23 protein-coding genes are annotated in these 25,310 nt (G+C 65.0%); 10 read left to right on the plus strand and 13 right to left on the minus strand.

Translation table 11 applies throughout. The features are described from left to right. Nucleotides 1-154 precede the first annotated feature (154 nt). Complete coding sequence (gene groES, locus BLU67_RS04810; protein ID WP_092562961.1) at nucleotides 155-451, plus strand: co-chaperone GroES; 297 nt, start codon at nucleotides 155-157, stop codon at nucleotides 449-451. Between the two features lie 137 nt (nucleotides 452-588). Here groES and BLU67_RS04815 read toward each other — a convergent pair whose 3' ends face one another. Then, nucleotides 589-882: a WhiB family transcriptional regulator gene (locus BLU67_RS04815; RefSeq protein ID WP_092562964.1), complete on the minus strand. Its 294-nt coding sequence runs from the start codon at nucleotides 880-882 to the stop codon at nucleotides 589-591. Between the two features lie 644 nt (nucleotides 883-1,526). On the opposite strand from BLU67_RS04815, the gene BLU67_RS04820 reads away from it, so the two are divergent. Genes BLU67_RS04820 through BLU67_RS04835 form a run of 4 tightly spaced genes read left to right on the plus strand, consistent with a single transcriptional unit; the run spans nucleotide 1,527 to nucleotide 5,223 of the window. Beyond that, entirely contained in the window at nucleotides 1,527-2,435 is a 909-nt protein-coding gene (locus tag BLU67_RS04820) for a MerR family transcriptional regulator (protein ID WP_261977041.1), read from the plus strand. A gap of 37 nt (nucleotides 2,436-2,472) precedes the next feature. Next, nucleotides 2,473-3,987 carry an IMP dehydrogenase gene (gene guaB, locus BLU67_RS04825; protein WP_092563299.1) on the plus strand — a complete coding sequence of 505 codons (1,515 nt, stop codon included), beginning with the start codon at nucleotides 2,473-2,475 and terminating at the stop codon, nucleotides 3,985-3,987. 58 nt (nucleotides 3,988-4,045) lie between these two features. Next, a complete protein-coding gene (locus BLU67_RS04830) occupies nucleotides 4,046-4,849 on the plus strand; it encodes a MerR family transcriptional regulator (protein ID WP_092562970.1) in 804 nt (267 codons plus the stop codon). Between the two features lie 23 nt (nucleotides 4,850-4,872). After that, a complete protein-coding gene (locus BLU67_RS04835; RefSeq protein ID WP_092562973.1) occupies nucleotides 4,873-5,223 on the plus strand; it encodes a DUF2200 domain-containing protein in 351 nt (116 codons plus the stop codon). Here BLU67_RS04835 and BLU67_RS04840 read toward each other — a convergent pair. Both BLU67_RS04840 and BLU67_RS04845 read right to left on the minus strand, forming a co-directional pair. After that, nucleotides 5,220-6,110 (minus strand): aldo/keto reductase, encoded by an 891-nt coding sequence (locus BLU67_RS04840; protein ID WP_092562976.1) that lies wholly within the window; start codon nucleotides 6,108-6,110, stop codon nucleotides 5,220-5,222. The two genes, BLU67_RS04835 and BLU67_RS04840, sit on opposite strands and share 4 nt — an antisense overlap. Before the next feature lie 4 nt (nucleotides 6,111-6,114). Beyond that, nucleotides 6,115-6,819 (minus strand): exonuclease domain-containing protein, encoded by a 705-nt coding sequence (locus BLU67_RS04845; protein WP_092562978.1) that lies wholly within the window; start codon nucleotides 6,817-6,819, stop codon nucleotides 6,115-6,117. Between the two features lie 88 nt (nucleotides 6,820-6,907). On the opposite strand from BLU67_RS04845, the gene BLU67_RS04850 reads away from it, so the two are divergent. After that, on the plus strand, nucleotides 6,908-8,032 hold the full coding sequence (locus BLU67_RS04850; RefSeq protein ID WP_092562981.1) for a GuaB3 family IMP dehydrogenase-related protein: 1,125 nt from the start codon (nucleotides 6,908-6,910) through the stop codon (nucleotides 8,030-8,032). Here the strand turns inward: BLU67_RS04850 and BLU67_RS04855 are convergent. The 3 genes from BLU67_RS04855 to BLU67_RS04865 form a co-directional block, all read right to left on the minus strand. After that, nucleotides 8,029-9,309, minus strand: coding sequence for a serpin family protein (locus tag BLU67_RS04855; protein ID WP_092562984.1), 1,281 nt, complete (start codon nucleotides 9,307-9,309; stop codon nucleotides 8,029-8,031). The genes BLU67_RS04850 and BLU67_RS04855 overlap by 4 nt on opposite strands. Before the next feature lie 61 nt (nucleotides 9,310-9,370). Beyond that, nucleotides 9,371-10,489, minus strand: a complete 1,119-nt coding sequence (locus BLU67_RS04860; protein WP_092562987.1) for a serpin family protein — start codon at nucleotides 10,487-10,489, stop codon at nucleotides 9,371-9,373. Nucleotides 10,490-10,502: 13 nt separating this feature from the next. Beyond that, the gene (locus BLU67_RS04865) at nucleotides 10,503-12,200 is read right to left on the minus strand and encodes a fumarate hydratase (RefSeq protein ID WP_092562990.1); all 1,698 of its coding nucleotides are present in this window, start codon (nucleotides 12,198-12,200) and stop codon (nucleotides 10,503-10,505) included. Between the two features lie 160 nt (nucleotides 12,201-12,360). Between BLU67_RS04865 and BLU67_RS04870 the strand changes: the two genes are divergently transcribed. Together BLU67_RS04870 and BLU67_RS04875 are read left to right on the plus strand one after the other, a co-directional pair. Next, nucleotides 12,361-13,746, plus strand: coding sequence for a class II fumarate hydratase (locus BLU67_RS04870; protein WP_092562993.1), 1,386 nt, complete (start codon nucleotides 12,361-12,363; stop codon nucleotides 13,744-13,746). A gap of 101 nt (nucleotides 13,747-13,847) precedes the next feature. Continuing rightward, complete coding sequence (locus BLU67_RS04875) at nucleotides 13,848-14,090, plus strand: DivIVA domain-containing protein (RefSeq protein WP_092562996.1); 243 nt, start codon at nucleotides 13,848-13,850, stop codon at nucleotides 14,088-14,090. A 69-nt stretch (nucleotides 14,091-14,159) separates the two neighbouring features. Here the strand turns inward: BLU67_RS04875 and BLU67_RS04880 are convergent, their stop codons facing one another. The 4 genes from BLU67_RS04880 to BLU67_RS04895 all read right to left on the minus strand — a co-directional run bounded on the left by BLU67_RS04880 (nucleotide 14,160) and on the right by BLU67_RS04895 (nucleotide 18,399). Beyond that, complete coding sequence (locus tag BLU67_RS04880) at nucleotides 14,160-15,341, minus strand: acetate/propionate family kinase (protein ID WP_092562999.1); 1,182 nt, start codon at nucleotides 15,339-15,341, stop codon at nucleotides 14,160-14,162. Nucleotides 15,342-15,351: 10 nt separating this feature from the next. Then, nucleotides 15,352-17,400: a phosphate acetyltransferase gene (gene pta, locus BLU67_RS04885; RefSeq protein WP_092563002.1), complete on the minus strand. Its 2,049-nt coding sequence runs from the start codon at nucleotides 17,398-17,400 to the stop codon at nucleotides 15,352-15,354. A gap of 63 nt (nucleotides 17,401-17,463) precedes the next feature. Beyond that, nucleotides 17,464-17,808, minus strand: a complete 345-nt coding sequence (locus BLU67_RS04890; protein WP_092563005.1) for a DMT family transporter — start codon at nucleotides 17,806-17,808, stop codon at nucleotides 17,464-17,466. Between the two features lie 27 nt (nucleotides 17,809-17,835). After that, nucleotides 17,836-18,399, minus strand: coding sequence for a hypothetical protein (locus BLU67_RS04895; RefSeq protein WP_092563008.1), 564 nt, complete (start codon nucleotides 18,397-18,399; stop codon nucleotides 17,836-17,838). Between the two features lie 33 nt (nucleotides 18,400-18,432). On the opposite strand from BLU67_RS04895, the gene BLU67_RS04900 reads away from it, so the two are divergent. After that, nucleotides 18,433-19,212 carry an SURF1 family protein gene (locus BLU67_RS04900; RefSeq protein WP_092563011.1) on the plus strand — a complete coding sequence of 260 codons (780 nt, stop codon included), beginning with the start codon at nucleotides 18,433-18,435 and terminating at the stop codon, nucleotides 19,210-19,212. After that, nucleotides 19,209-19,853: an FMN-binding negative transcriptional regulator gene (locus BLU67_RS04905; protein ID WP_092563015.1), complete on the plus strand. Its 645-nt coding sequence runs from the start codon at nucleotides 19,209-19,211 to the stop codon at nucleotides 19,851-19,853. The genes BLU67_RS04900 and BLU67_RS04905 overlap by 4 nt, the downstream gene beginning before the upstream one ends. On the opposite strand, the gene BLU67_RS04910 is transcribed toward BLU67_RS04905, so the two are convergent. Genes BLU67_RS04910 through nrfD form a run of 3 tightly spaced genes read right to left on the minus strand, consistent with a single transcriptional unit; the run spans nucleotide 19,854 to nucleotide 25,304 of the window. Beyond that, nucleotides 19,854-20,852, minus strand: coding sequence for an ATP-binding protein (locus BLU67_RS04910; RefSeq protein WP_176780702.1), 999 nt, complete (start codon nucleotides 20,850-20,852; stop codon nucleotides 19,854-19,856). It lies immediately after the preceding gene. Further along, the gene (locus BLU67_RS04915; protein ID WP_176780703.1) at nucleotides 20,830-24,012 is read right to left on the minus strand and encodes a molybdopterin-dependent oxidoreductase; all 3,183 of its coding nucleotides are present in this window, start codon (nucleotides 24,010-24,012) and stop codon (nucleotides 20,830-20,832) included. The genes BLU67_RS04910 and BLU67_RS04915 overlap by 23 nt, the downstream gene beginning before the upstream one ends. Beyond that, nucleotides 24,009-25,304 carry an NrfD/PsrC family molybdoenzyme membrane anchor subunit gene (gene nrfD / locus BLU67_RS04920; RefSeq protein WP_092563021.1) on the minus strand — a complete coding sequence of 432 codons (1,296 nt, stop codon included), beginning with the start codon at nucleotides 25,302-25,304 and terminating at the stop codon, nucleotides 24,009-24,011. The genes BLU67_RS04915 and nrfD overlap by 4 nt, the downstream gene beginning before the upstream one ends. Nucleotides 25,305-25,310: the final 6 nt, after the last annotated feature.

A 25,310-nucleotide genomic window follows, 5' to 3' on the forward strand; every position in this document is an offset into this window, starting at 1 on the left:
GGCACTCACCTTGACCGAGTGCTAAGCAACGCCTAGATTATTGGTAGGCGCAACCACGGTTGCGACTCGTACCGAAGCACCGACCCCCGCGACGGCGGCGCACGAGGTACGTGTCCCGAACACCTACACGATTTGAAGGAAAGGGAGGTCCGCAGTGTCGATCTCCATCAAGCCGCTCGAGGACCGTATCGTCGTCCAGACCCTCGAGGCCGAGACCACCACCGCTTCCGGACTCGTTATCCCGGATACCGCCAAGGAAAAGCCCCAGGAGGGCAAGGTCCTCGCCGTGGGCCCCGGCCGCGTCGATGACAACGGCAACCGCGTCCCGGTCGATGTTGCCGAAGGTGACGTCGTGATCTACTCCAAGTACGGAGGCACCGAGGTCAAGTACGCCGGCCAGGAATACCTGATCCTGTCCGCTCGTGACATCCTCGCCATCGTCGAGAAGTAACGCCTCAGAGCAATCGAAAACGGCCGCCACATCGGACATGTGGCGGCCGTTTCCTTATGCCTGCAAGCTGTGCGGCCTTCGCATCGCGGGCCCTCCACCCGGGATGCGACCTCAGCTGGCCGCTTCTTGCAAAAGTTCTAGGAGACTCGTCGAGCCTTTCGCTTGGTGAAGTACTCGCGGCGCTCGTCTTCGCTCATTCCGCCCCACACACCGTAGGGCTCGCGGACCGCAAGTGCGTGTTCGCGGCATTCATTCAGGACTGGGCACGTGGCGCAAATTGCCTTGGCCGCTTCGTCGCGGCGTCGCCGGGTGCCACCTCGTTCGCCCTCCGGGTGGAAAAACAGATCCGGGTCCGCATCGCGGCATGACCCCTCGTACTGCCATTCCCACAGATCCATGATCGGTCCGGGTAGACGTGAGATCTCAGCCATCTCTTTCACCAAAGCCTTCCGTACTTCGAGAGCGTTGAGGTGACTCGCGGCTCTAAGTGAATAACGTGAGCATAGCAAACGGTGCACAACTTGTTCAAGGAGCTACTGGCAAGAAAAAAGTTGTTCACTGAGGAGCCTGGCCGCGACGAGCTAGCCGCCTTTCAGCTGCGCAGAAAAAAGTAAAAGAGCTGAAATCATAGGGAAAAGTCGAGGCGCGCGAAACTGCTTCACGATGCCCTCGCATGCGCCGAAGATGGCTAACTCTTAGGCGAAAACGTGTGGTAGACCACAAAAATAGTCGTCGTTTCACGCGCAGGCAGTGGAAATCCATCCTAATACTGAGCAAAGGGGAACCCATCTCGCGTCGGTTGTCGTCAGGGGTCGTCGATGGGCAAGTCAAATAAACGCAAAGAAGTGCGTCAGTGTGAACAAGGTGTGGCGCGTCCGGCTGTCTCGATACGAGTTCTTGCGGCCGATCGCGCTTGGATAATCTCCATTACAGGGGCGCTAAGCGCCATGATCTCGCGCATTACGCGTGATCGGGCGCCGATTCCTCGTCTCGAGTCGCGAATTCGCTTCAGAAGCGTGACAATCGAAATACCGCCGATAACAACTGCGCTTGCGTCATGAAAGGGGCACGTGAGATGTCCGTACCGGATGTACCCGATGCGCCACTCACCGTCGCTGCTGTGGCTTCCAGGCTCGGTGTCGCCGCTTCCACGCTTCGCACATGGGACCGTAGGTATGGGCTTGGCCCCTCATCCCACGAAGCGGGCGCCCACCGAAGGTATACACCCGCCGACGTCGCGCGATTGGAGCGGATGCGCTCCCTGACTTTGCAGGGAGTAGCGCCAAGCGATGCCGCGAGCATCGCGCTGTCGGAATCTCCCGATGAGGCGCTGGACGTCATCCCGGAGCCCCCGGCCCGCAAGCTCGCTCTCGTGGGAGACCCCGAACTCCTGGCGGATCCGCTCACGCTCGTTGCCGCCGCGCTTGAACCGGACTTGCCCCGCACCGAGCGGATCGTCGTCTATGCCGTTGAACGCCTTGGTGTCCTGCGGGCATGGGCGGAGGTGATCCGTCCTGCGCTGCGGATCCTGCGGAACAAAACGCGCGCCGATAAGCCTGGCATTGAGCCCGATGCGGCGATCGCGTCGGCGCTATGTGTGGCGGTGCGTCACGCCACGCCAGATCAGCGGCCAGTGAGCGGGGAAGCCGTCGGGATTCTCTCCGCTGCTCCCTCAACCATGCACGGGCAGATCATCGCGGCCGCGCTGCGGGCGCGGGGCGCGGACGTCGTCCTGTTGCGGCCGGCCTCCCAGGACTCCGCAGACGATGTATTGGCCCTCGCCAAGCGCCATAACGTGCGCGCCGTCGTGGCCGTGGGGGACACCGAGTTGCTAAGCGACATCATGACGCGCGTATCGGAATCGGAGGATCTCGTCGGGTTCCTCGTCGGGCGGTTTGCCTGCGATCTGTGGCTGCCGAGGGTGCACCGGGTGCGTACGGTGCCGGCTGCCGTGGAAGAGGTCGCGGACCTGCTCGCCCTGTAGCGGTCGTCATTCACGATCAGGTGCGGGCACGGTTAGACTGCACAGTGTGAGTGAGGATCCCTTTGGCCTCGTTGGCCTGACATATGACGATGTTCTCCTGCTACCGGGCGCGACCGATGTGGTGCCATCAGAAGTAGACACCTCAACCCAACTAACGAAGAAGATCCGATTGCGGATCCCGCTGCTATCGGCCGCCATGGATACGGTGACCGAAGCGCGCATGGCGATCGCCATGGCCCGCCAGGGCGGCCTCGGCATCCTGCACCGTAACCTCTCGATCGAGGAGCAGGCCCAGCAGGTGCGCACGGTCAAGCGCAGCGAGTCGGGCATGATCACCGATCCCGTCACCGTCGGCCCGGACGCGACCGTCGGCCAGCTCGATGCGCTGTGTGGGCGCTACCGGGTCTCCGGGCTGCCCGTCGTCGCCGAGGATGGCACGCTGCTCGGCATTATCACCAATCGCGATCTGCGCTTCATCGACGAAGCCGATTACGACTCGATTCGCGTGCGTGATGCGATGACGCCGATGCCGCTGGTCACCGGTCATGTGGGGATCGAGCGGGAGGACGCACGCCACCTGCTGGCCAAGAACAAGATCGAAAAGCTGCCGCTCGTTGATGGCGACGGCAAACTCGCCGGACTCATTACCGTCAAGGACTTCGTCAAGTCCGAGCAGTACCCGAACGCGACGAAGGACGCCGAGGGGCGGCTCGTTGTGGGTGCCGCGATCGGGTATTGGGGCGATGCGAAGGAGCGCGCGGGCGCGCTTATGGAAGCGGGCGTTGACGTGCTCGTCGCCGATACCGCCAACGGCGAGGCACGGCTGCTTCTTGAAATGGTGGCCGAGCTGAAGAAGGATCCGGCGTTTAAGGACGTCGAGATTATTGGTGGCAACGTCGCGACCCGCGAGGGCGCCCAGGCGCTCATCGATGCGGGTGTTGACGCCGTCAAGGTTGGCGTCGGGCCGGGCTCCATCTGTACGACGCGAGTCGTCGCTGGGATCGGCGTTCCGCAGGTGACCGCGATCCACCTCGCCGCCCAAGCCTGCACACCGGCCGGCGTCCCGCTCATCGGCGACGGCGGCCTGCAATACTCCGGCGATATCGCTAAGGCACTCGTCGCGGGCGCATCCTCGGTCATGCTCGGTTCGCTGCTCGCGGGCTGCGAAGAGTCACCCGGCGAGCTCGTGTTTGTTAACGGCAAGCAGTACAAGCACTACCGCGGGATGGGCTCGCTCGGTGCCATGGCCTCGCGCGGGCGCGTGTCCTACTCCAAGGATCGCTACTTCCAAGCCGACGTCTCCTCCGATGACAAGATCGTGCCCGAAGGCATCGAGGGCCAGGTGCCCTACCGCGGACCGCTGTCGGCCGTGGCCTACCAACTCATTGGCGGCCTGCACCAGTCGATGTTCTACGTCGGGGCGCAAACAATCGACGAACTGAAGAGCAAGGGCCGGTTCGTGCGCATCACGAGCGCGGGGCTCAAGGAGTCTCACCCGCACGACGTCCAGATGACCGTCGAGGCACCCAATTATTCGAGCCGGGGGATCTGAGCACCTCGTCCGTTATGGGCTTGACCCTCACGCGACGTGAGGCCCAACAATGGGGGGCATGAGCACACCCGATGACACCGAATTCAGCGTGGGACAAAGCGCTGAGATCCTGGGGGTCACTGTGCGCACCCTGCATCACTGGGATGCGATGGGCCTGGTTCGACCCAGCGGTCGAACCTATGCCGGATACCGCCGCTATTCGCATTCGGATCTGCAGCGCGCCCAGCATGCCCTGATCTACCGCGAGACCGGGATGAGCCTTGCCCAGATCGGCGAGCTGCTCGATTCAGGCACCCCCGTCGCGGAGCACTTGCAGCGCCAGCGCGACCTCCTTGCCGAACGCCTCGAGGGCCTCCACCACATGATCGCAGCGATCGATCAAATCTTAGGACACGAGATGAACGACGAAACCACACCCTTGACAGTTGCCGAAAAGGCCGAGATTCTCGGATCCTCGTGGTCGCCCGACTATGACGCCGAGGCCGCAGAACGCTGGGGCGAAACCAAGGAATGGGAACTGTCCCAACAGCGTCAAGCCAGCCTCACGAAGAAGGACTGGCGGCGCGTCAAAACCGAGCTCGAGGAGCTGGAAGCGCGCCTCGCCGAGGCCATGCGTCGGGGCGTGGCGCCCGGCAGCCCCGAAGCCAATGAGCTCGCCGAGGCCCATCGCGCGAATATCTCGCAGTGGTTCGACGTGAGCCACGCTCAACAGGTGCTGATCGCCCGCGGCTACGTTGCCGATCCCAGCTTCCGTGCGCATTACGACGAGCGGGCCGAGGGCCTTGCCGCCTGGTTGAAAGCCGTCATCGATGCGAACGCTGCGGCGCATCGCGTCAATCCGGAGGCCGCGAGGTGGCAGTGAGAGGCGCGGCGTAGACTGCGCTCATGAGTTCTCGGATCGAAACGATGCCCGTCGCCGCCGTCTATCCCCACTACGTCGCGAAGGTCGAAAAGAAGCGCCACACCGTCGACGAGCTCGATGAGCTCATCTGCTGGCTGACCGGCTATAGCCCGGCCGAGCTGCAGGCGCACCTGGAGGCCGAGACGACTTTCAAGGACTTCTTCGCCGGCGCGAAGTTGAACGATAACGCCCACCTCATCACGGGCGTGATCTGCGGGGTTCGCGTCGAAGAGATCGAGGATCCGTTTATGCAACAGGTGCGCTACCTCGACAAGATCGTCGACGAACTCGCCCGCGGCAAGAAGATGTCCTCGATCAAGCGTGGCGCCAGCTAGGGCAGCGGCCGGCCGCGGGCAGCGACATAGAGCTCGTACCACTGCTCGCGGCTGAGGCAAAGGCGCGCCGCCGAGCCAAACGTCGCGATCCGCTCGGGGTTGGCCGAGCCGACGACGGGCACGATGCCCGCCGGGTGGCGCAGCAGCCAGGCGAGGACGACCGCCGCCGGTTCGGCGCCCATTTCGGCCGCGATCCGTGCGACGCAGGCGCGGGTATCGGCAAGGGCGTGGCCCGTCATGTTTTCTGGGCCGCCCGCAGCTCCGGAAAAGACGCCGCCGGCCAGCGGGCTGTAGGCCTGGATCTCGATCCCGTGCGTCATGCAATAGGGGAGCAGGCCGGTCGGAAAGTCGTGGTGCTGATCGACGCAGTTAACGTCTACGTCAACGTCGACGAACGCGTGGTGGGCGAGCGAAAGCTCGATCTGGTTGGCGCTGACCGGGATGACACGCTGCCACAGCGCGATCTGATGCTCGTGCATATTGGAAACGCCGACGCGGCCGATTGTGCCTTCCTCCATCAGGCGCATGAGCGCCGAGCCGGTGGCGAAATAGTCGGCGAGCGGGTCTGGCCGGTGGATGAGCAGCGAGTCGATCCGATCGACTCCGAGGCGCTTAAGGGAGCCTTCCACGCTCGCGCGCACGTAGTCCCCGTCCTGGCGGTAGGTCGTCGGATCGCCCGGGCGGATCCCGAATTTCGTTTGGATGCTGAGCTGCGAGCGCCACGAGGGGTGAGCGGCAAGGACGGCACCGATCGCGCGCTCGCTGGCGCCGGCGCCGTAGATGTCGGCCGTATCCAGCCGGGTGATGCCGATCGCTAGGGCCGCCTCGATCGCTGCCTCGGCGCCGCCCTGATCGCGGAGCTTCATGCAGCCAAGGATGAGGTTCATGGCGCTAGCCGATCGGCTCGATGGGCCAGTGGGGGCTCGCACCCGGACCGCTCAGTCCCTTGGTGGTGCGCCAGGAGTTGAAGTTTTCGGCCCAGGCGCGGTGGGCATCGCACTGCCAGGAGTGGATCGCGCGCAGCTCCTGCAGCCCGAGGTCCGGATGGCTCGCAAGGATCGCGCGCAGCACATCGAGCGTGGCAAAGACATCGACCTCGGCGGTGTGCAGGTTCTCGCTGACGCTGAGGCCGTAGGCCACGGCGATATCCGCTAGGCGGCGCTTGCCCCGGCGGTAGCGATCAACGGCGCGATCGATGACGAGCGGATCGAGGATCGGGCAGACCTCGGCCCGCTCGGCGAGCGAGGGCAGCCCGTGACGGGCGAGTTCCCGCTCGATGATGGACAGGTCAAAGGCGGCGTTGAAGGCGACGAGGGGGATGCCCGAGCGCAGCGCGTCGACGAGGCGGGCGGATATCTCTGCGAGCGCAAGCGCGGGCGGCTGGCCGGAGGCGCGGGCCATCTCGGTGGTGATGCCGTGGACCTGGCTCGCGGCGGGCGGAATCTCGACGCCGGGGTTGATGAGCCACGTGTGCGTCTCGCGGTTACCGCGGCCATCGTCGTAGACGAGGGCGGCCGTCACGATGCGATCGGTGGCGGTATTGACGCCCGTCGTCTCGGTATCAAAGCCCAGCAGGGGGCCTGCGCTCCAGGTCATGGCGCTCCTTTGTTCTCGACTGTCTCCACTCTTGCACATCGCTCGGACAATGCCTGCTTGCCGCCCACCGACCCGGTAGCCTTAGACCGTGAGCTACGAGATTGAAATTGGCCGTGGAAAGCGCGCCCGGCGCGCCTACAGTTTCGACGATATCGCCGTCGTACCCTCCCGTCGCACGCGCGATCCGCAGGATGTGAGCGTCTCCTGGCAGATCGATGCCTACCACGTTGAAACGCCCGTCATGGCCGCGCCGATGGACTCGGTCATGAGCCCAGAAACCGCGATCCTGCTGGGCAAGCTCGGCGGCATCGGGGTGCTCGACCTCGAGGGCCTGTGGACGCGATATGAGGATCCGCGGCCGCTGCTCGCCGAGATTTCGCAGCTGCCGGCCGGTCAGGCGACGGCGCGCATGCAGGAGCTGTACGCCGAGCCGATCAAGCCCGAGCTCATCACCGAACGCCTGGAGCAGATTCGCGCGGCGGACGTTACCGTCGCGGGTAAACTCTCCCCGCAGCGCACCCAGGAGCTGTGGCGCACCGTCGTCGACGCCGGAGTCGACCTGTTCGTCATTCGCGGCTCGACGGTCTCGGCCGAGCACGTCTCCTCCGTGGCCGAGCCGCTGAACCTCAAACGCTTCATCTACGAGCTCGACGTGCCCGTGATCGTGGGCGGCGCCGCCACTTACACCGCGGCGCTGCACCTCATGCGCACCGGCGCCGCTGGCGTCCTTGTCGGCTTTGGTGGGGGCGCGGCGCACACGACGCGCCAGGCCCTCGGCATTCACGCCCCGATGGCCACGGCGATCGCGGACGTCGCCGCGGCCCGGCGCGACTACATGGACGAATCCGGCGGGCGCTACGTGCACGTCATCGCTGATGGTGGCGTCGGGCGCAGCGGCGATCTCGTCAAGGCCGTTGCGTGCGGCGCGGACGCCGTCATGCTCGGCGCCGCGCTCGCCCGCGCCGAGGAGGCACCCGGCGGCGGCTGGCACTGGGGCAGCGAGGCCCACCACCCGACGCTGCCGCGCGGCGAGCGCGCTCAGGTCGGCACCGTCGGCACGATGGAACAGATCATGCACGGCCCCGCGACGCAGCCCAATGGCACCCTCAACCTCGTCGGCGCGCTTCGCCGCACCATGGCGACGGCGGGCTACAGCGATGTCAAGGAGTTCCAGCGCGTCGAGGTCGTCATCGCGCCCTACCTGCCGGATTAATCCGTCGCGGCGGGGTTTCGCACGACGGCGTGAAAGAGCGTGAGGCCCGTCTCGGCGTGCTGGATGAGGAACGCATAGGGTCGGTCGACGATGAATTCGACCTCCGGCTGCGGCGGCGCAGAGGTCGCGCCGAGGCCCACCTCGGTCACGGCGGCCGCGATCGTTCCTTCCTCATCGACGATGAGGCGCGCCTGCTGAACGGCCTGCGTGAGCGCTAGATCCTCGCTCGGATCCGCGGGGGCCGTGATTCCTCGCAGCGGTTGCGCGCCCTGATCAAGTAGCGCCGAGACGCCGTTGTCTGCCAGCAGCGGGACGAGGTCGAGCCCGGTCGCCAGATTCAGCGTCGGCATCGCCATCCGGATAAACGACTGCTTGGCGCCCGGCAGGCCCGTGAGGATCGCCTCCAGCCGCGCGGTCGGCAGCTCGGCCGGATCGGAGCCGAGCGGCGGCAGGATCACGACCGCCGTGAAATCCTCGGTGTACGCGAGTTCAATCGCCTCCCAATCCTCGACGCGCACCCACGGCACGCGCCGGTCATCGGCCACCATCGGCACCTGGATCGTCTTGCCATTTGGCGGCGTGAACGGCATGTCGCGCGCCTCATCGAAGGGGACGCGCCAGCGCGCCGCGAAGAGCGTCGCGTTTTGCAAGGCGGCGCGTAGCCTCGGATCGGGTTTGATCGCCGACTCTTCGATGAGGCCGCCGCTGTGGTGCTTAACCCAGGCGTCCAGCAGCTTCTTCCCGTCGTCCGAGCCGAGGTCGGCCTCGGCGATCCCGGCATCGTGAAAGCGCTTCAGGCGCGTGAGGTAATCGTCGACGACGTCAATCTCGTCATCGAGCACGATCTGGTTCGCGACGTGCAGTAATGGCTTGTCGGGCGGCTTCGCCTCGGGATCGAAGTCGCCTGGGTCCGCGTCGTAGGGTTGTAGCGCCGTCAGGATCGCCGCCATCGCGGCGCTCGCCTCATCGCTGCCGGCGCCGAGGGCGGCGCGCAGTTCCGCGACGGCATCGTTGCTCGCACCTTCCCCGAGCATGCCGAGCGCGAGCGTCAGCGACACCGGGGAGAGCACGAGGTTGTCCTCGCGCTCCGCGCTCTTCAGCAGGTCATGCCCGAACGCCCGTGAGGCTGCGGCGACGTCCGCGAAGGCGGGCGCCTCGGCAACGGGGACGGGCGTGAACGTCGTATCCGGATCGCTTCTCACGTCCAGGCTGGACGTGCTCGCGCAGGCGGTCACGAACAGGGCGGCTGCCAGCCCCAGTGCGATGCGGCGTTTCATGCCTCGACGATAGCGCCGATGCGCTCAGACAGCAGGGCGTGTGGCACAACTGCAACCGTCGTCAGGGCGTGCGGATTGCGGCGAGCATGATCGGCAGCCCAGTCGGGGCGTGCACGATCGTGAACAGGAACGGGCGGTCCGCGCGGAACGTAAAGTCGATGGGGATGTAGGCGGCGCGAGCGACCGCGACTTCGGTGACCGCGGCCGCGATCGTGCCCGCCTCGGTGACGCGCAAGCCCACCTGATGCGACAGCTCGCTCATGGCGAGGTTGTGATCGGCGATGATGCGCTCAAAGGGCCGCGACGCCGGGTCGGTCGCGGCCGCGAGCCCGAGCGCCGGTAGATAGGGCATCAGGTCGAGGCAGTCGGATAGATCGAGCCGCGGGAGCTCGACGCGGCCATGACGCGGGCTGCCATCGGCGAGCGCGGCATCGCACTCGGCCAGCAGCTCGGCCGCCAGCAGGGCAGGGTCGAGGCCCGGCGGCGGTAGATAGATGCGTGCGACGACGTCATCGGTATAGGAAAGCTCGATCGCGTGCACGCCGCCGACCTCGGCGTAGGGAACGTCGAGCGTCCCGCTCATCATCGGCACGCTCGCCGGTCCCGCGAACGTAGCGAAGGGGGCGATCTGCGTGCCGTGCTGCGAAAACGGGGTGGCCCAGCGGGCCGCGAAGAGCAGCGCGTTTTGGATGACGAGGATTAGATCCGAATTGGGTTGGATCGCGGAGCGTTTGATGAGCCCGCCGGTGTGTTCGCGCACCCAGCGATCGAGGATCTTGCGCGCGGACGAACTCGCGAGGTCGGTGCGCTCAAGGTCGGCGCCGTGAAGCTCGCGCAGCCGCGCCGCGAACTCGGGCGCGACCTCGACGTCCGTGTCGACGAGCACCCGGTTGGCCACATGCAGCAACGCGCGTTCGGGCAGCGTCGCAGGATTAAAACGCCCGAGGTCCTGATCGAAGGCGGCAAGCGTCTTCAGCGCGCGCCGGCTCGCCGCGCTGCGTTCGGTGCCGAGCAGCTCATCAAAGGCCGCCGCCACCGCCCCGCTCGCGCCCTCGGCCACGGCCGATAGCGCGAGCGCGATGGACAGCGGAGACAGCACGCTCGTGCGGGAGCGGTCAGCCGCCGCCAGCAGCGTGTGTCCGATGCGTGCGACGGCAGGTGCGAAGCCGGAGCTTGTCATGAGCCCAGAATACTCAGAGCCCGGGCCGCTTTCCGATCGTCAGGGTCACCTCTTGGGTGCCGGCGAAGAAGTCGTTGCCCTTATCGTCGACGACGATGAAGGCCGGGAAGTCCTCGACGTCAATCTTCCAGACTGCTTCCATCCCGAGTTCTTCGTATTCGACGACCTCGACGTTCTTGATGCAGTCCTGCGCGAGGCGCGCGGCGGGCCCGCCGATCGAGCCGAGGTAGAAGCCGCCGTGGGCCTTGCAGGCGTCGGTCACCTGCTGCGAACGGTTGCCCTTGGCGAGCATGACCATCGAGCCGCCGGCTGCCTGGAACTGTTCGACGTACGAGTCCATTCGGCCGGCAGTCGTCGGGCCGAAGGATCCGGAGGGCATACCGTCGGGCGTCTTGGCAGGACCCGCGTAATAGACCGGGTGGTCCTTGAGGTATTGCGGCATGTCCTCGCCAGCGTCCAGCCGTTCCTTGATCTTGGCATGCGCGATGTCGCGCGCCACGATGAGCGGTCCGGTGAGGGAGAGGCGAGTCTTGATCGGGTATTTGCTCAGTTCTGCGAGGATCTCGCTCATCGGCTGGTTGAGGTCGATTCTGACGGCCGCGCCCTTGCCCGTGCCCGAGACGCCGTGGGTCTCGGCGTCGAGCTCCGCATCCGTGACATCGGGCAGGAAGCGCGCGGGATCGGTATCGAGTTTTTCGAGGAATACACCCTCGGGCGTGATCTTGGCCTTGGCCTGGCGGTCGGCGGAGCAGGAGACTGCGATCGCGACCGGGAGCGATGCGCCGTGGCGCGGCAGGCGGATGACGCGCACGTCGTGGCAGAAGTACTTGCCGCCGAACTGGGCGCCGATCCCGATGTTGCGCGAGAGCTCTAGGACCTTTTCTTCCAGCTCCGTGTCGCGGAATCCGTGTCCCGCGGGCGAGCCCTGCGTCGGCAGCGCATCGAGGTACTTCGCGGAGGCATACTTGGCGGTCTTGAGGCAGAACTCGGCGCTCGTGCCGCCGATGACGATCGCCAGGTGGTAGGGCGGGCAGGCCGCGGTGCCGAGCGAGCGCATCTTTTCTTCGATGAACTGCATCATGCGATCGGGGTTTAGCAGGGCCTTCGTTTCCTGGTACAGGAAGGACTTGTTGGCCGAACCGCCGCCCTTGGCCATGAAGAGGAAGGAGTACTCGTTTTCGTGGCCGGGCTTTGTGTCGGCCGCGATCTCGATCTGCGCGGGCAGGTTGGTGCCGGTGTTGATCTCTTCCCACATCGTGAGGGGGGCGTTTTGGGAATAGCGCAGGTTCAGGTGGGTGTAGGCGTTGTAGATTCCCTCGGCCATGGCCCGCTCGTCGGGTCCTTCGGTCAGGACCTGCTGGCCGCGCTTGGCCGAGACGATCGCGGTGCCGGTGTCCTGGCACATAGGCAGGATGCCGCCGGAGGAAATGGCCGCGTTCTTCAAAAGGTCAAGCGCCACGAACTTGTCGTTGTCGCTGGCCTCGGGATCATCGAGGATCGTCCGAAGCTGCTTGAGGTGGGCGGTGCGCAGGTAGTGCGAGATATCGTGCAGGGCCGTCTCGGTCAGCAGCGTCAGCGCCTCGGGCGCCACCTTGAGGAAGGTGCGGCCTTCCGGCCCTTCGATCACCTCCACGCCTTCGGTGGTCAGGAGCCGGTATTCGGTGTCGTCGGCTCCAACGGGCAGCATGTCTTCGTAAAGAAACTCGGCCACGAGTGTGCTCCTTGATTGCGAGGGGTGCTACCCCCAGGGTAGTCGGCACGCCGTCGGAAAGAGTATTCCTTCAGTCCTAGCTAGCTGCTCAATCTCGCGGAAGTCTGCGGCATTTGACACACTGGGTGCAGCCGACGAAGTCTCGCGAAAGGACCAGGTTATGGAATACCGCATCGAACACGACACCATGGGTGAAGTCAAAGTCCCCAAGGACGCGCTCTACAGCGCGCAAACACAGCGCGCAGTGGAGAATTTTCCGATTTCCGGCCGCGGCCTCGAGCCCTTCCATATTGCGGCTCTCGGACGAATCAAGAAGGCGGCAGCGCAGGCGAATGCCGAACGTGATGTCATCACGCACGAGCAGGCCGAGGCGATCATTGCAGCCGCCCAGCAGGTCATCGACGGTGAGCACAACGACCAGTTCCCGATCGATGTGTTCCAAACGGGATCCGGCACGAGCTCGAACATGAACACCAATGAGGTCGTCGCCAAGCTCGCGAGCGACCTGGGTTCAGATCCGATCCACCCCAATGACCACGTCAATGCGTCGCAGTCATCAAACGATGTCTTCCCATCATCGATCCATATCGCTGCGTACGCTGCGGTGAAGGACGTGCTGCTTCCCGGGCTCGAGCGCCTGGCCGAGTCCTTGGAGGCGAAGTCTCGGCAGTGGAAGAACATCGTGAAGGCAGGGCGCACGCACCTCATGGATGCCACGCCTATCACGCTCGGTCAGGAGTTTTCCGGGTATGCGGCCCAGATTCGCTATGGGATCGAGCGGGTTGAGGCCGCCCTGCCGCGCCTTGCGGAGCTACCCCTGGGCGGTACCGCTGTCGGCACCGGAATCAACACGCCCGAGGGTTTTTCCGCCCGCGTCATTGAGCTGATCGCGGAAGATACCGGCCTGCCGTTCATTGAGGCGCGGAACCATTTTGAGGCGCAGGCAGCGCAGGATTCGCTCGTCGAGCTGAGCGGCGCGTTGCGAGTCATCGCCGTGTCGCTGACGAAGATCGCGAACGATATTCGCTGGATGGGATCCGGCCCCCGTGCCGGCATCGGCGAGATCCATCTGCCTGACCTGCAGCCGGGCTCCTCCATCATGCCGGGCAAGGTTAACCCCGTCGTTCCCGAGGCAACCGTCATGGTGGCGGCCCAGGTGATCGGCAATGACGCGGCGATCGCCTTCGCTGGGGCGCAGGGCAACTTCGACCTGCTCGTGATGCTGCCGGTGATGGCGCGAAATCTGCTGGAGTCGATCACACTCATCGGCAACGTCTCCACCGTGCTGGCCGATAAGACGATCGACGGCCTGGAAGCGAACGAAGAGCGCTGCTTGACGCTCGCGGAGTCGAGCCCCTCGATCGTTACCCCGCTGAACCGCCTCATTGGCTACGAAGCTGCGGCAAAGATCGCGAAGCACTCGGTGGCCGAGAACATCACCGTGAAGCAGGCGGCGCTGGATCTCGGTTATGTCGAGCGCGGCGAGCTGAGTGAAGAAGACCTCGATCGGGCGCTAGACGTGTCCACCATGGTGGGCGACTACTAAACGCGAGTGCCGACGGGGCGCTGCCGAAAGACTGGCAGCGCCCCGTCGCTTCGTTAGGACCACCACGCGGCGCTTGCGCGGCGCCGTGATGAAACTGCGCTATGACGTTTCACAGCGGACCCCTCAACGACACCGACCAGCTCGTGGCGATGGTGAGCGAGGTGAAGTTCCAGCAGACCAAGTTTCGCGCCGGCTACGACCAAAGCGACGTCGATGACTTCCTGGATCACCTCATTGACGTCGTCAAGGACGGCAAACGCGGCGACGACATCACGACGCTGGTCGACGGCGCCGTCGAATATCCCAAGCGGTCTCTGCTTAAGCGTATGTTTGGCCGCGACTAGCAGCCGCCGATACTGATAGCGACGCCGCCCCGGATGTCCTCCCGGGCGGCGTCTGCGTAGTTTTGGGGCTTAGATTGCGGCGACCGTTTGGCGTGCGATCTCCCATTCCTCGTTGGTCGGAACGACGAGGACCTTGACCTTGGAGGAGTCGCGAGAGATCTCACGGATTCCGCGGCCCGAGGCGCGGTTGCGGGAATGGTCGAGCTTGATGCCAAGGAACTCGAGGCCCTCGGTCGCCATTTCGCGCATCTTCGCATCGTTCTCGCCGACGCCCGCGGTAAAGGTGACGACGTCTAAGCCGCCAAGGACCGCGGCGTAGGAGCCGATGTATTTCTTGATCCGGTGGGCGTAGACCGCGAGCCCGACGCGCGAGTTGCGGTCGCCCGCTTCGGCCATCGAGTGGACGATGCGCAGATCGTTTTGGCCGGTCAGGCCCTTCATACCCGAGCGTTTGTTGAGCAGGTTATCGATGTCGTCGATCGACATGTGCGCATTGCGGGCCAGGTGGAAGACGGCGGCGGGATCGATGTCGCCGGTTCGGGTGCCCATGACCAAGCCCTCCAGGGGGGTCAGTCCCATGGAGGTGTCGACTGCGCGGCCGGCATCGACCGCGGAGGCGGAGGCGCCATTGCCAAGGTGCAGCACGATCTGCTTGAGGTCCATGCGGCCGAGGTGGTCGGCCACCGTCTTGGAGACGTACTGGTGGCTCGTGCCGTGCGCGCCGTAGCGGCGGATCGCGTACTTGCGGGCGACTTCACGATCCAGGGCGTAGGTCGCCGAGGCTGCGGGCAGCGACTGGAAGAATGCGGTGTCGAAGACGACGACGTGCGGGACGTTTGGTAGCAGCCGCCGCGCGACCTTGATGCCCGTCAGGTTTGCGGGGTTGTGCAGCGGTGCGAGCGGGACGAGGGCTTCGATCGTGCGCATCACGTCGCGGTCGACGACGGTGGCGCGGTCGAAGAAGGAGCCGCCCTGAACGACGCGGTGGCCAACGGCTACGATGTTTGACTCGTGCAGGTTCGGCCCGACAGTGGAGAACAGCTCCAGGACTCGCTCCAGCCCCATGGCGTGGTCGCGGATCGGGTTATCTTCCTCGAATTCCTTTTCGCCGAAGACGTGGCGCAGCAGGGAGGAGCCTTCGCCGATGCGCTCGACGAGGCCCGTCGCGATCGCGCTACCGTCGGTGGGATCGACCAGCTGGTATTTGATCGAGGAGGATCCGGAGTTAACGACAAGGACGGTTTGGTTCATGACGGGGCTCCTAGCCTTCGGCCTGGATGGCGGTGATCGCCACCGTGTTGACGATGTCGTGGACGAGCGCGCCACGGGAGAGGTCGTTGACGGGCTTGTTTAAACCCTGCAGCACCGGGCCAACGGCGACGGCGCCGGCGCTGCGCTGCACGGCCTTGTAGGTGTTGTTGCCCGTGTTCAGGTCCGGGAAGATGAAGACCGTCGCCCGGCCCGCCACCTTCGAATCCGGCATCTTCGTTGACGCCACCGCGGCGTCGACGGCGGCGTCGTACTGGATGGGGCCCTCCACGAGCATTTCGGGGGCGCGTTCGCGAACGATCGCGGTTGCTTCGCGCACCTTGTCGACGTCCGCTCCGAAGCCGGAGGATCCGGTGGAGTAGGAGAGCATCGCGGTGCGCGGATCGATGCCGAACTGCTCGGCCGTCGCCGCCGAGGAGATCGCGATATCGGCGAGCTGTTCGGCGGTCGGATCCGGATTGACGGCGCAGTCGCCGTAGACGAGCACGCGATCGGCCAGCAGCATAAGGAAGACCGAGGACACGATCGAGGTGCCAGGCGCGGTCTTGATGATCTCGAAGGATGGCTTGATCGTGTGGGCCGTCGTGTGGGTGGCGCCGGAGACCATGCCGTCGGCGTAACCGAGGTGGACCATGAGCGTGCCGAAGTAGGACACGTCGCGCACAATTTCCTTGGCGCGATCCTCCGTCATCCCCTTGTGCGCGCGCAGCTTCGTGTACTCGGCGGCGAATTCGGGCAGGTAGTCAGAGGTGGCCGGATCCAGGATCGTGGCCGCGTCGATATCGAGCCCGAGCTCGGCGGCGCGGGCCCGGATCTGGGATTCGATACCAAGGATCGTCAGGCGCGCGGTGCCACGCGCAAGCAGGGTGGAGGCGGCGCGCAGGATGCGGTCGTCTTCGCCCTCCGGTAGCACGATGTGCTTGTTGGCCCTCTTCGCGCGCTCGAGCAGTTCGGCCTCGAACATCAGCGGGGTGACGACGCTCGGCTCGGAGACCTCCAGCAGCTGCGCGAGTTCGTCGGCGGGCAGGTGAGTGTCGGCCAGTTGCAGGGCGATATCGACCTTGCGCTGGGTGCGCGTGGTGAGGCCGCCGCGCGTCGTCGCCACGATCTGGGCCGTCTCATAGGTGTTGGTATCGCAGGTGATGATTGGCAGCTTGGAGGCGAATCCGGAGACGAGTTCGGTGACGATCTCAGCAGGCTGGTAGCCGCCGTTCAGGATGATGCCCGCGAGGGAGGGAAAGCCCTCGGCGGCGTGCGCCGCGAGCAGCGAGATGAGCAACTCGGAGCGGTCGCCGGCAGCGATGGCGACCTGGCCCTCGCGCAGACGCTCCAGGATGTGCTCCACGCCCATGCCGCACACGAGGAGAGATTCGGCCTCCCGATCGAACAGGGCCTCATCGCCGGAGAGCACCGTGCCGTTCAGGGCGCGCTTGAGATCATCGACCGTGGGGGCGGTCAGCAGCGGGACTTCAGGCAGGACCCACACCGGGCGGGCGTCACCGAGCGCCTGCCGGATGTCGGCTTCGTCACCGTCGGCGCGGTTGACGACGACGCCGACGACGGAGGCGTGGCCCGCGCTGATCTCGGAGACGGCGAGTTCGGCGACCTGCCGGATCTCGTCGGGGGTGCGCCCGGCGCCGCGCACCGTCAGCAGGACGGGCGCGCCGAGGTTGGCGGCGATGCGGGCGTTGAAGGCGAGCTCGGCGGGACCGGCGACGTCGGTGTAATCCGAGCCGATGATGACGACGAGATCGCATTTGGATTCGATCGCGCGGTAGGCCTGGACGATCTGGGCGAGGGCCTCATCCGCGTCGCGATGCAGCTCCTCGTAGGTCACGCCGACAACGTCGTCGTAGGCGATATCGGCGCTGTCGCGCTGCAGGAGAAGTTCGACGAGAGCGTCGCGTTCACCGGTGCGAACGACGGGCCGGAAGATCCCGACCTTGCCCACTCGTTTGGTAAACATATCGACGAGTCCGAGGGCAATGGTGGATTTTCCGGTCTCGCCTTCCGGGGAGGCAACGTAGATGCTGTTGGCCATGGGAAGTTCGCACTCCTGGGCGTCGGTGATCAGTTTGATTACCAGCCTAATGGGCAAAATCGGTCACGGCCGTGCATTAGGTCCTACGGCGGGGTCGGACAAAATATTGAGGCCCGCCACACACGCAACAATGCCAAGGACGAGGAACAGCTTGGCGACGGTCAGCGTCTCAGCGCCCGTAATGACGGCGTAGGCGAGGGTTGTGACGGCTCCGACCGCGACCCACACGGCATAGCCCGTTCCGACCGGGATGTGCTTGAGGGCGATGCCGAGCCCGCCCATGGAGATCACTGCACCGATGACGAACCAGATCATCGGGACGAGCTTGGTAAAGCCCTCGGTCTTCGCGAGCGCGACGGCCCACATGGTTTCGAAGGCGCCAGAGACGATCAAGATGACCCAGGGCATGACAACTACTTTCTGCTTCGGTCGGAACTAGCGGGGGTCGGGCAGATTACGGCCCGATTCAAGGACAAGGAACGCCGTGAGGATGCGTGCGATAACGACGTGGATGTCGGAGTGCAGGCCGCTCGTGAGTTCCGAGAGGTGATCCAGCAGGCGGTCGAGCAGGCTCGTATCGAGGTCCGTGAATTGCTGGAGGCGGTGCTTCCGCCCGGCCTCTTCGTCGCCGGAGCGCCAGGAATCGGCCTCGGCCTGGCACCAGTCGCGCTGGCGGGCGCAGCTGGTTGCGAGTGCCTCGTCGCCGGGATTGCCGTGGCTCAGCTCGACGAGGTCACTCTCGGCGCTGCGGGCTGCTGCGCCGCGCTCATAGGGCAGGATCATGCGGGCGCTCGTCACGAGGCGCTCGCCGCCCTCATTCGTCCAGGCCATCGAATCGAGCAGTCGGCTCACCCACGTGCCGTCGCGCAACTGGGCGACGAAGTCGTCGGTGGCGGGAGCGACCGCCTGGCGGACGCACTCCCAGCCCTTGGCGCGATCGGAGGCGACCGATGCCATGTGGTTGCGCATCTCGGGGGTGAGGGGAGAAAGGTCATTCATGCCCCCAGGATAGGTCCAGATAAGCTGAGGGGCATGGCCCGCCCCATCTCCGCTCGCGAGTTTGCTCGCGCCGCCCTCAGCGCGCGCATGATCGGCGTTTTCATCCTGCTAGCGATCGCCGCCGTCGTATGCGTGCAGTTGGGCTCCTGGCAGCTTGACCGCTCCCTAGAACGAGGCGAGGCCGGAGCGCGCGCCGCGCAACAGGAGATGCTCTCGGCGCAGCCGCGACCACTCGATGAGGTCCTCGCGCCCCAAACGGCGTTTCGCGCCGAACACCTCGGTGCCAAGGTCACCGCGCGGGGAACCTACGGCGAGCAAGTGGTGATTCCCGGCCGGCAGGTCGATGGCAACGCCGCAACGCTCGTCGTCGCGGATCTCGTGATCTCATCCGGTGAGCATGCCGGCGCCCACCTTCCGGTCCTGCGGGGCTGGATGGCACCCGATGCGGCGGCTCCACCGCCGCCGAGCGGCGAGGTCGAGGTGACCGGCTACCTCGCCAACTCCGAGCAGGAAACAACGACGTCGCGAACGCCCGGCACCCTCTCGAACATATCGTCGGCGCACCTCGTCAACCTGTGGGGGACCCCGATCTACAGCGGCTACCTCGTGCAAGAATCCACGTCCGCCGACAGCGCAGGTCTCGCGCTAGCTCCGCCACCGGACCTCGTGAAGGACTCCGGCCGAAACTGGCAGAACCTGGGCTATGCGGTCGAATGGTTCATCTTCGGCGGCTTTGCGCTCGCCCTGTGGGTGAAGATGGTGCGAGATGAAGCCGCTCATCAGCAGCGCGACAAGGAGGCAGCAGCCGCATGATTCCGCACTACTTTGCCATGGACGAGCAGGCCGCTCGCGACTTCGTCTTTTCCCAGGCGGCGGGCACACTCGTCACGACGCGTGAGGATGGCAGCTTCGATTCGACCTTCCTGCCGCTCATGTGGGAGGGCGATCGGATCCGAATGCACATGGGGCGCGCCAACGATCAGTGGCGCCACGGGGATTTCCCGCGCCCAGCCATCATCGTATGTACCGGCCCCCACGGGTATGTCTCCGCCGCCGACTACGACATTCCCGAGGGAATGTCGATCGCCTCGACGTGGGACTACACGCAGGTCACCCTGCACGGCCGGCTGGAGGTCAGCGACGACGCGCAGGCTGCTCGATGCGCCGCGGTCGATCTGTCCTACATGCATGAGCGTGAGGTCGCGGAAAAGCTCACCGATGACTACCTGGCGAAGGCCTCCAAAGCGATCATCGCGGTGACGTTCACCGTCGAGCGCATCGAGGGGATCGCCAAACTCAGCCAAAACAAATTGCCGCACGAACGAGAAAAGATCGTGGATCGGCTGCGGGCGCGGGGTTGCCCGGAATCCTCGGCGCTCGCGGACGACATCGAGGCTGCGCCCTCAAAGGCTCGCCGCGTGCCCTACCTCGGTCCGCTCAAGAGCGCCCACTAGCTACCAGCCCAGCTGCTTAAAGACGTCGGCGGCGATCGCCTCGCGTGAGTCGCAGGACGTGCACAGGCGAGTTTCGCCCGGGTGCAGCGGCCGATCGCACCGCTCGCAATGGGCGGCGTATACCCGTGCAATGACGGGGTTTGGCGGCATACGGTCGCACACCAGAGCGAGGGCATCGACCGGGCATGTCTGCACACAGATGCCGCATCCGACGCACGCGGATGGCTCGACCGATAGCTCGAAGCTCGCCCCGAGGTCCACCGCGGAGAGCGCGTGCGTCGGGCAGGCCGGCAGGCAGGCACGACACGCGGTACACACTGAGCGTCCGCGGTCATCGCTCGCGGCGATTGGCCGCGGGTAGAGCGGGTGCCATGCGCGGTGCCCGAGCGCACCGATGAAGGTCTCGCGCCGTTCGAGGGCCCCGGCGGGGGCGGCTGGCCCCGGTGTCGGCGTTGGCGGCAGGACGGCGAGAAGTTGGCGCCGGTTCATCGCGACGGACCGGTCCGATCGGGCGGGCGGCTCGACGTCCGTGAGGTGACTGACCGGGTGTGGCAGGCCAGCCACCTGCAAGGCCCCACGCAGTTGCGCGACGCTCGTCTCGACCTGCGCGGCAGGCGCGATGGGACAGTCCTGGCAATTCGCGGTGTACAGTTCGATCCGCCTGTCGGTGGCGCGCAGCGAGCTCAGGATGTCCTCGGGAGTGACGGCGACCAGGCACGGGGTGGCGCCGCCCGCCTGTTCGCACGTGAGGCAGCACGCCGACTCCGTGTGTCGGACATCGGGATGCCCACCCGAGATCGCGGCCGTCGGGCATGCGGGGATGCAGGCACCGCACGAGGTACAGTCGGCGGCCGAGACACGTGCCGCGCCGCTCGATGCGAGCTCGATAGCTTCGTTAGGGCAGGCATCAGCGCACGCCGCGCACGGGAAGCCAGCTGACCGGACGCACGCGGCGGGCGCAATCGCTGCGGGCGGGCTAAGCCTTTGCCACGTCGACACGAGTATCGAGCTGGGCAGCGCCGCCACCGATCGGATCGGAGATGCCGCCGCCACCGTCATCGTCATCGAGCAGGTCGTTAACGGCGATGCCGCGTCCGCGGTCAGCGGCAAACCCGTGTTCCTCGTGACCGGCGTTGATATAGCGAGCCGATGCCGTGTGGCCGTAGGCAGGTGTCTTCTTCACCGTCTGACCATCCACGACGTAGTCTGCCGATCCGTACTGTTTGTGGCCAAAGGCCGCGTCGGCGCCGACGATGCCCGGCCGGATTCCTTCGGTCACGTGGGCGATGCCCACGGCTTCGCCCGCCCCCGAGGTGATCCGGACCTTGTCACCGCTTTTAATGCCGCGCGGCTCGGCATCTCGCGGATTCATCGTGAGGTAGTTCGTGGACCGAACCTCCCGCAGCCACGTCGAATTGACGGTGCGATGGGTGCCCTGCTGGCGTGCCTTCCAGTTCACGAAGGCGAGCGGCAGGTCGGCGCCCGGAACGCTGCTGCCATCGGAGCGCACATGCTCACGCACGACGGGAAGGCCGTCGAAGAAATCACCCGTGATGGCATCCTTCGTCGCGGCCACCTTTGGGTCATAGAACTGGCAGAGCCCCTCATAGCGGGACTTCAACCATTCGCCCTCATAGCCGTTGGCGTGGTCGTCACCGTGCTCTTCGAAGCGTCCGCCCCGGTTGAGGACCGTGACGACCTTTGGCCATTCCTCGGCGGTGACGCCAGCGCGCCAGACCCGTTCATCAAAGCTGTCGCCGAGCGCCTTCGTGCGGGCGGCGGTGAACAGATCGAGTTCGGATTGCGGCGCGTCGGCCACCGGCTTCTTGCCGGCGTAGGCGATGTTCGCCGCCATCTTCATGTAGTAGTCCTCCACCGTATTGAAGTGCGCGCCGGGGCCGAACGCATCGGTACCCACTCCGGGAAGCTCCATCGCCTTGGCGAGTTGGAGGTAGAACCACTCCGTTGCTCGCGGCCCATCAAAGGCCTTGGTGACGGGCTGACCAAATTGGGTGACGGCGTACTGCTGGCTGGGGTAGATGGGCTCCTGCGTGAAGCGCTCCAGGTAGGTCGTATCCGGTAGCAGCACGTCCGCATAGGCGGAGGAATCGCCCATTGTGATATCGAAGGCGACAAGCAGCTTGATGGCCTCCAAGTCTTGCATCATCTCGGCCTGGCGGTGCGCTCCGGGTGAGGAGTTCAGCGGGGAGTGCCGGTGGATGAAAAGGGCGTTGAGCGAGTACGGGTATCCGATAGCGGCCGAGGGGAGAACCTCATGGCAGAGGTTCCCGGGGAAGGGATACCAGCGGCGCTTTGCCGGGTAGCCGTCGTTCTTGAACAAGGTCGACTGTTCGTACTTGGCTTTTTCACGGGTGATGGGGATACCCCACGCCTTGCGCGCATTGGGAACCTTGGTGAGGTCGTAGCGTCCCTCGAGCGGTTTGAATCCGCGCTGGGCCGTGATGTGGCCGCCCTTCCAGTCGTGGTTTCCGAGCAGGAAGTTGATATAGCCAATGGCCCGCACGGTATCAAAGCCGTTGGAATGCATCGCCGGACCGCGGTAGCTCATGATTCCCGCGCGCTTGCCATGGGAAGTGAGACCGCGAGCGATCTGCTCGACCTGATCGAGCGGAAGGCCGGCCTCTTCGGCGTGCTCGGCGACGCTACGGTTGGAGACGCGTTCCTTCAGGAGGGTGAACACGGATTTGACGCGAACAGGGCCGTTCGGGGTATCGACTTCTTGATCGACTTCCAAGTCCGCGGGTCCGCTCGCCTCGGAGGCCGGGGTGAGAAGACCGCCGACGAGGACCATCGGCTCGGGATCCACCGGCTTGCCGTCTGCTCCCGGCTCCGGCTCGGGTGCTCCATTGTCGACGACGGAGAACTTCCCGCGCTTTTCGTCTTCGACCTTCACCAGGTAGGTGGCGTCGGTCCACGTGGGTTCGCCGATCGCTTCGGCCGCCTTCTTGCCCGGTGCCCTGAGGTAAGCCTCGTCGTAGCGTTTCTCATCGATCATCCAGCGCAGGATTGCAAAGGCCAGATGAATATCTTTGCCGGGCAGCACGGGCGCCCAGATGTCTGCCTTCTCGGCAGTCTTGCTCATGCGTGGATCGACGACAACCATCGTCATGCCGCGGGCGCGAGCCTTACCGATACGCGGAGCGAGCCACGTCGGACCCTTTTGTGCCGTGAGCGGCTCGGTGCCCCAGACGACGAGGTAATCGCAGTAGTCGATGTCCATGTACATCCGCTTGTATCCGGTATCCGGATGGGAGCGGGCGTTGGCCACTACGCCGGTCACGCCGCACGTGCCGCCGTGGTTGAACTGGTTGATGGAACCGAAGGATTGGTTGAACATCCGTTCGCCAAGGAGCGCCATACGGTCGCCGCCGAGCATCGCCATGAGGTTCGATTTCGGGCCGAAATCGGGATGTTTGGAATCGATCAGGACATCAGCCCATGCGGCGTCGAAGTCTTCCTGGCTCATGTCGCCAGCTTCGACTTTCTTCCAGTCAGCCATGATGGGTTTTTCGGGCGCGAAGGCGTACCAGGATTTCAGGCCCGGAACTCCGAGCTCCGCATCGCCGTTGAGGACGATATCGAGCGCGTCATCCCAACTGATTGTCTGCCACTTACCGGAGCCACGCGGGCCCACGCGCTTCATGGGTTGTTTGATTCGTGCCGCATCGTGCGCGATTTGCACACCGGCTTGTCCCTTCAGGCAGGCGATGCCACCGGAACGGGAACGGGCATCCTTTTTCATATTGCCGATCCCAGTGACCGCATCCTCGGGGGAGGTGTCGTAGGGGATCGGCCCAACCGGCTGCGTGGTCAGTGGCGAGTAGGGGTTTCCCGCGATCTTTCGGATGAGGCTCGTTGCCTCCCCACCTTCGGTGGGAGTGATGCGTGCCTTGATCGTGCAGAAGGTGTTGCACTGCATGCACATCGTGTGGATGACCTCATCGGCGCTGTACACCTCGGCGAGGTCACCCATACCGTGCTGAGTCTCTTGGCGGAACGGGTCACCAAAGCCCTCACGCCACAGTGCGCCGACGACGGCCGCGCCGCCGACCGCCGCGGCGGTGCCCTTCAATACCGTGCGACGCTTGGTGCCCTGGGGTTCGGTCTCGTTGGTCGGGTTCGGGGTCTGCTCAGTCATCGGGCATCCTCCAGTTCAGTGACGCGGTCAGGGTCTTCTGCCGGGTCAGGATCGTGAACGGCCTGCCATTCGGAAAACAGTGAATAGGCCAGTGCGCCAGCCGCGATGACAAAGACGCACACGAGAATTTCGGAGAGGGTCGGGAAGTACCAGTTCTGTGGAAAGCCCTCCATCACGGGAACCGCGAGGGGTGGGACGACGATGTTGAACCGGACGCCCACAATGCCGACCACGACCATGCATGCGGCCGCCACGATCCACTTCGGATTGTTCTTCAGTGGTGAGAACAAAATGATGGCCGGAATCGTCAACCCGATCGCCATTTGCAAGATCCAAAATGTCCACCAGTAGGGGCCGGTCAGCATGAGGGCCATGATGGTCCCGTCATGTTCGTGGAAAGCGAGGAAGGGGACGATGAATTCGTAGAACGTGAGGCCCAGATCCACGACCACAGCACCGAGCAGCACGACCGACATGCGCTTCAAAAGCGGAATGTCAGGTTGGCGTCCCGCCGCACGCGCCTGGAAATGGTGGACCGCAATGAGCAGCGCGGTGCCCGAGACTATCGCGGAGACGACAAAGATCACGGGAAATAGTCCGCCGAACCACATGCCGCGAGCCTTCACGACGGCGAAGATCGTTCCGGTGCCGCCGTGGACTCCGAAGATCGCAAGTGGCACGCCGATTGTGCCGAGGATCCGCATCCAACGGTGGGCTTTTTGCAGGGAGTCGACGAGCCGGTATTGCACGCGTAGGGCGATGACCAGCTCGGTTATGAGCAGCGCGATATAGAGCAGGTAGAAGCGCACTTCCCAGGACAGGGGAGAGGTCCAGTGGAAGTAGAACATCGTATTGAAGGCTCGCTCGAAGCGCCCTAGGTCCAACCCGATGAAGACGAGTGCGACGCCCATGGAGACAATCGCGGAGGTAAGAGCGGCCCGGCCGATGCGTTCGAACTGGTACATCCCAAAGACATAAACAAGGGAGGAGAGTAAGAACGCACCTGCTGAGAGGCCAACGAAATAGATGTAGAACGCGACCCATGCGCCCCAGGGCATGTGGCTGGTGAGGTCGGTGATGGCAAGGCCCTGAGTGAGTCGCTGCCACATGGGGTAAGCGCCGGCCAGCAGGCAGAGCCCAAGAAATCCGTACCAGATGATGCGGTTGCGCTGGGTCAAGAAGGGGTAGCGCTCGAAGGACCACAGGCCTTTTCGGCGGGTGGCCGGAGGCAGGTTGTCCTCATGAGCGTCGTCGGTGACGAGGACATCGCTCGTGGGTGCGGCGGAAGTCATCGGAGC

Source organism: Bowdeniella nasicola, assembly GCF_900107735.1.
Taxonomy (GTDB): domain Bacteria; phylum Actinomycetota; class Actinomycetes; order Actinomycetales; family Actinomycetaceae; genus Bowdeniella; species Bowdeniella massiliensis.

Bases quoted from the DNA above. Each gene is read 5' to 3' on its own strand.
- BLU67_RS04815 (WP_092562964.1), bottom strand. From the start codon at position 882: ATGGCTGAGATCTCACGTCTACCCGGACCGATCATGGATCTGTGGGAA.
- BLU67_RS04820 (WP_261977041.1), top strand. From the start codon at position 1,527: ATGTCCGTACCGGATGTACCCGATGCGCCACTCACCGTCGCTGCTGTG.
- BLU67_RS04830 (WP_092562970.1), top strand. From the start codon at position 4,046: ATGAGCACACCCGATGACACCGAATTCAGCGTGGGACAAAGCGCTGAG.
- BLU67_RS04835 (WP_092562973.1), top strand. From the start codon at position 4,873: ATGAGTTCTCGGATCGAAACGATGCCCGTCGCCGCCGTCTATCCCCAC.
- BLU67_RS04840 (WP_092562976.1), bottom strand. From the start codon at position 6,110: ATGAACCTCATCCTTGGCTGCATGAAGCTCCGCGATCAGGGCGGCGCC.
- BLU67_RS04845 (WP_092562978.1), bottom strand. From the start codon at position 6,819: ATGACCTGGAGCGCAGGCCCCCTGCTGGGCTTTGATACCGAGACGACG.
- BLU67_RS04855 (WP_092562984.1), bottom strand. From the start codon at position 9,309: ATGAAACGCCGCATCGCACTGGGGCTGGCAGCCGCCCTGTTCGTGACC.
- BLU67_RS04860 (WP_092562987.1), bottom strand. From the start codon at position 10,489: ATGACAAGCTCCGGCTTCGCACCTGCCGTCGCACGCATCGGACACACG.
- BLU67_RS04870 (WP_092562993.1), top strand. From the start codon at position 12,361: ATGGAATACCGCATCGAACACGACACCATGGGTGAAGTCAAAGTCCCC.
- BLU67_RS04875 (WP_092562996.1), top strand. From the start codon at position 13,848: ATGACGTTTCACAGCGGACCCCTCAACGACACCGACCAGCTCGTGGCG.
- BLU67_RS04880 (WP_092562999.1), bottom strand. From the start codon at position 15,341: ATGAACCAAACCGTCCTTGTCGTTAACTCCGGATCCTCCTCGATCAAA.
- pta (WP_092563002.1), bottom strand. From the start codon at position 17,400: ATGGCCAACAGCATCTACGTTGCCTCCCCGGAAGGCGAGACCGGAAAA.
- BLU67_RS04890 (WP_092563005.1), bottom strand. From the start codon at position 17,808: ATGCCCTGGGTCATCTTGATCGTCTCTGGCGCCTTCGAAACCATGTGG.
- BLU67_RS04895 (WP_092563008.1), bottom strand. From the start codon at position 18,399: ATGAATGACCTTTCTCCCCTCACCCCCGAGATGCGCAACCACATGGCA.
- BLU67_RS04900 (WP_092563011.1), top strand. From the start codon at position 18,433: ATGGCCCGCCCCATCTCCGCTCGCGAGTTTGCTCGCGCCGCCCTCAGC.
- BLU67_RS04905 (WP_092563015.1), top strand. From the start codon at position 19,209: ATGATTCCGCACTACTTTGCCATGGACGAGCAGGCCGCTCGCGACTTC.
- BLU67_RS04915 (WP_176780703.1), bottom strand. From the start codon at position 24,012: ATGACTGAGCAGACCCCGAACCCGACCAACGAGACCGAACCCCAGGGC.
- nrfD (WP_092563021.1), bottom strand. From the start codon at position 25,304: ATGACTTCCGCCGCACCCACGAGCGATGTCCTCGTCACCGACGACGCT.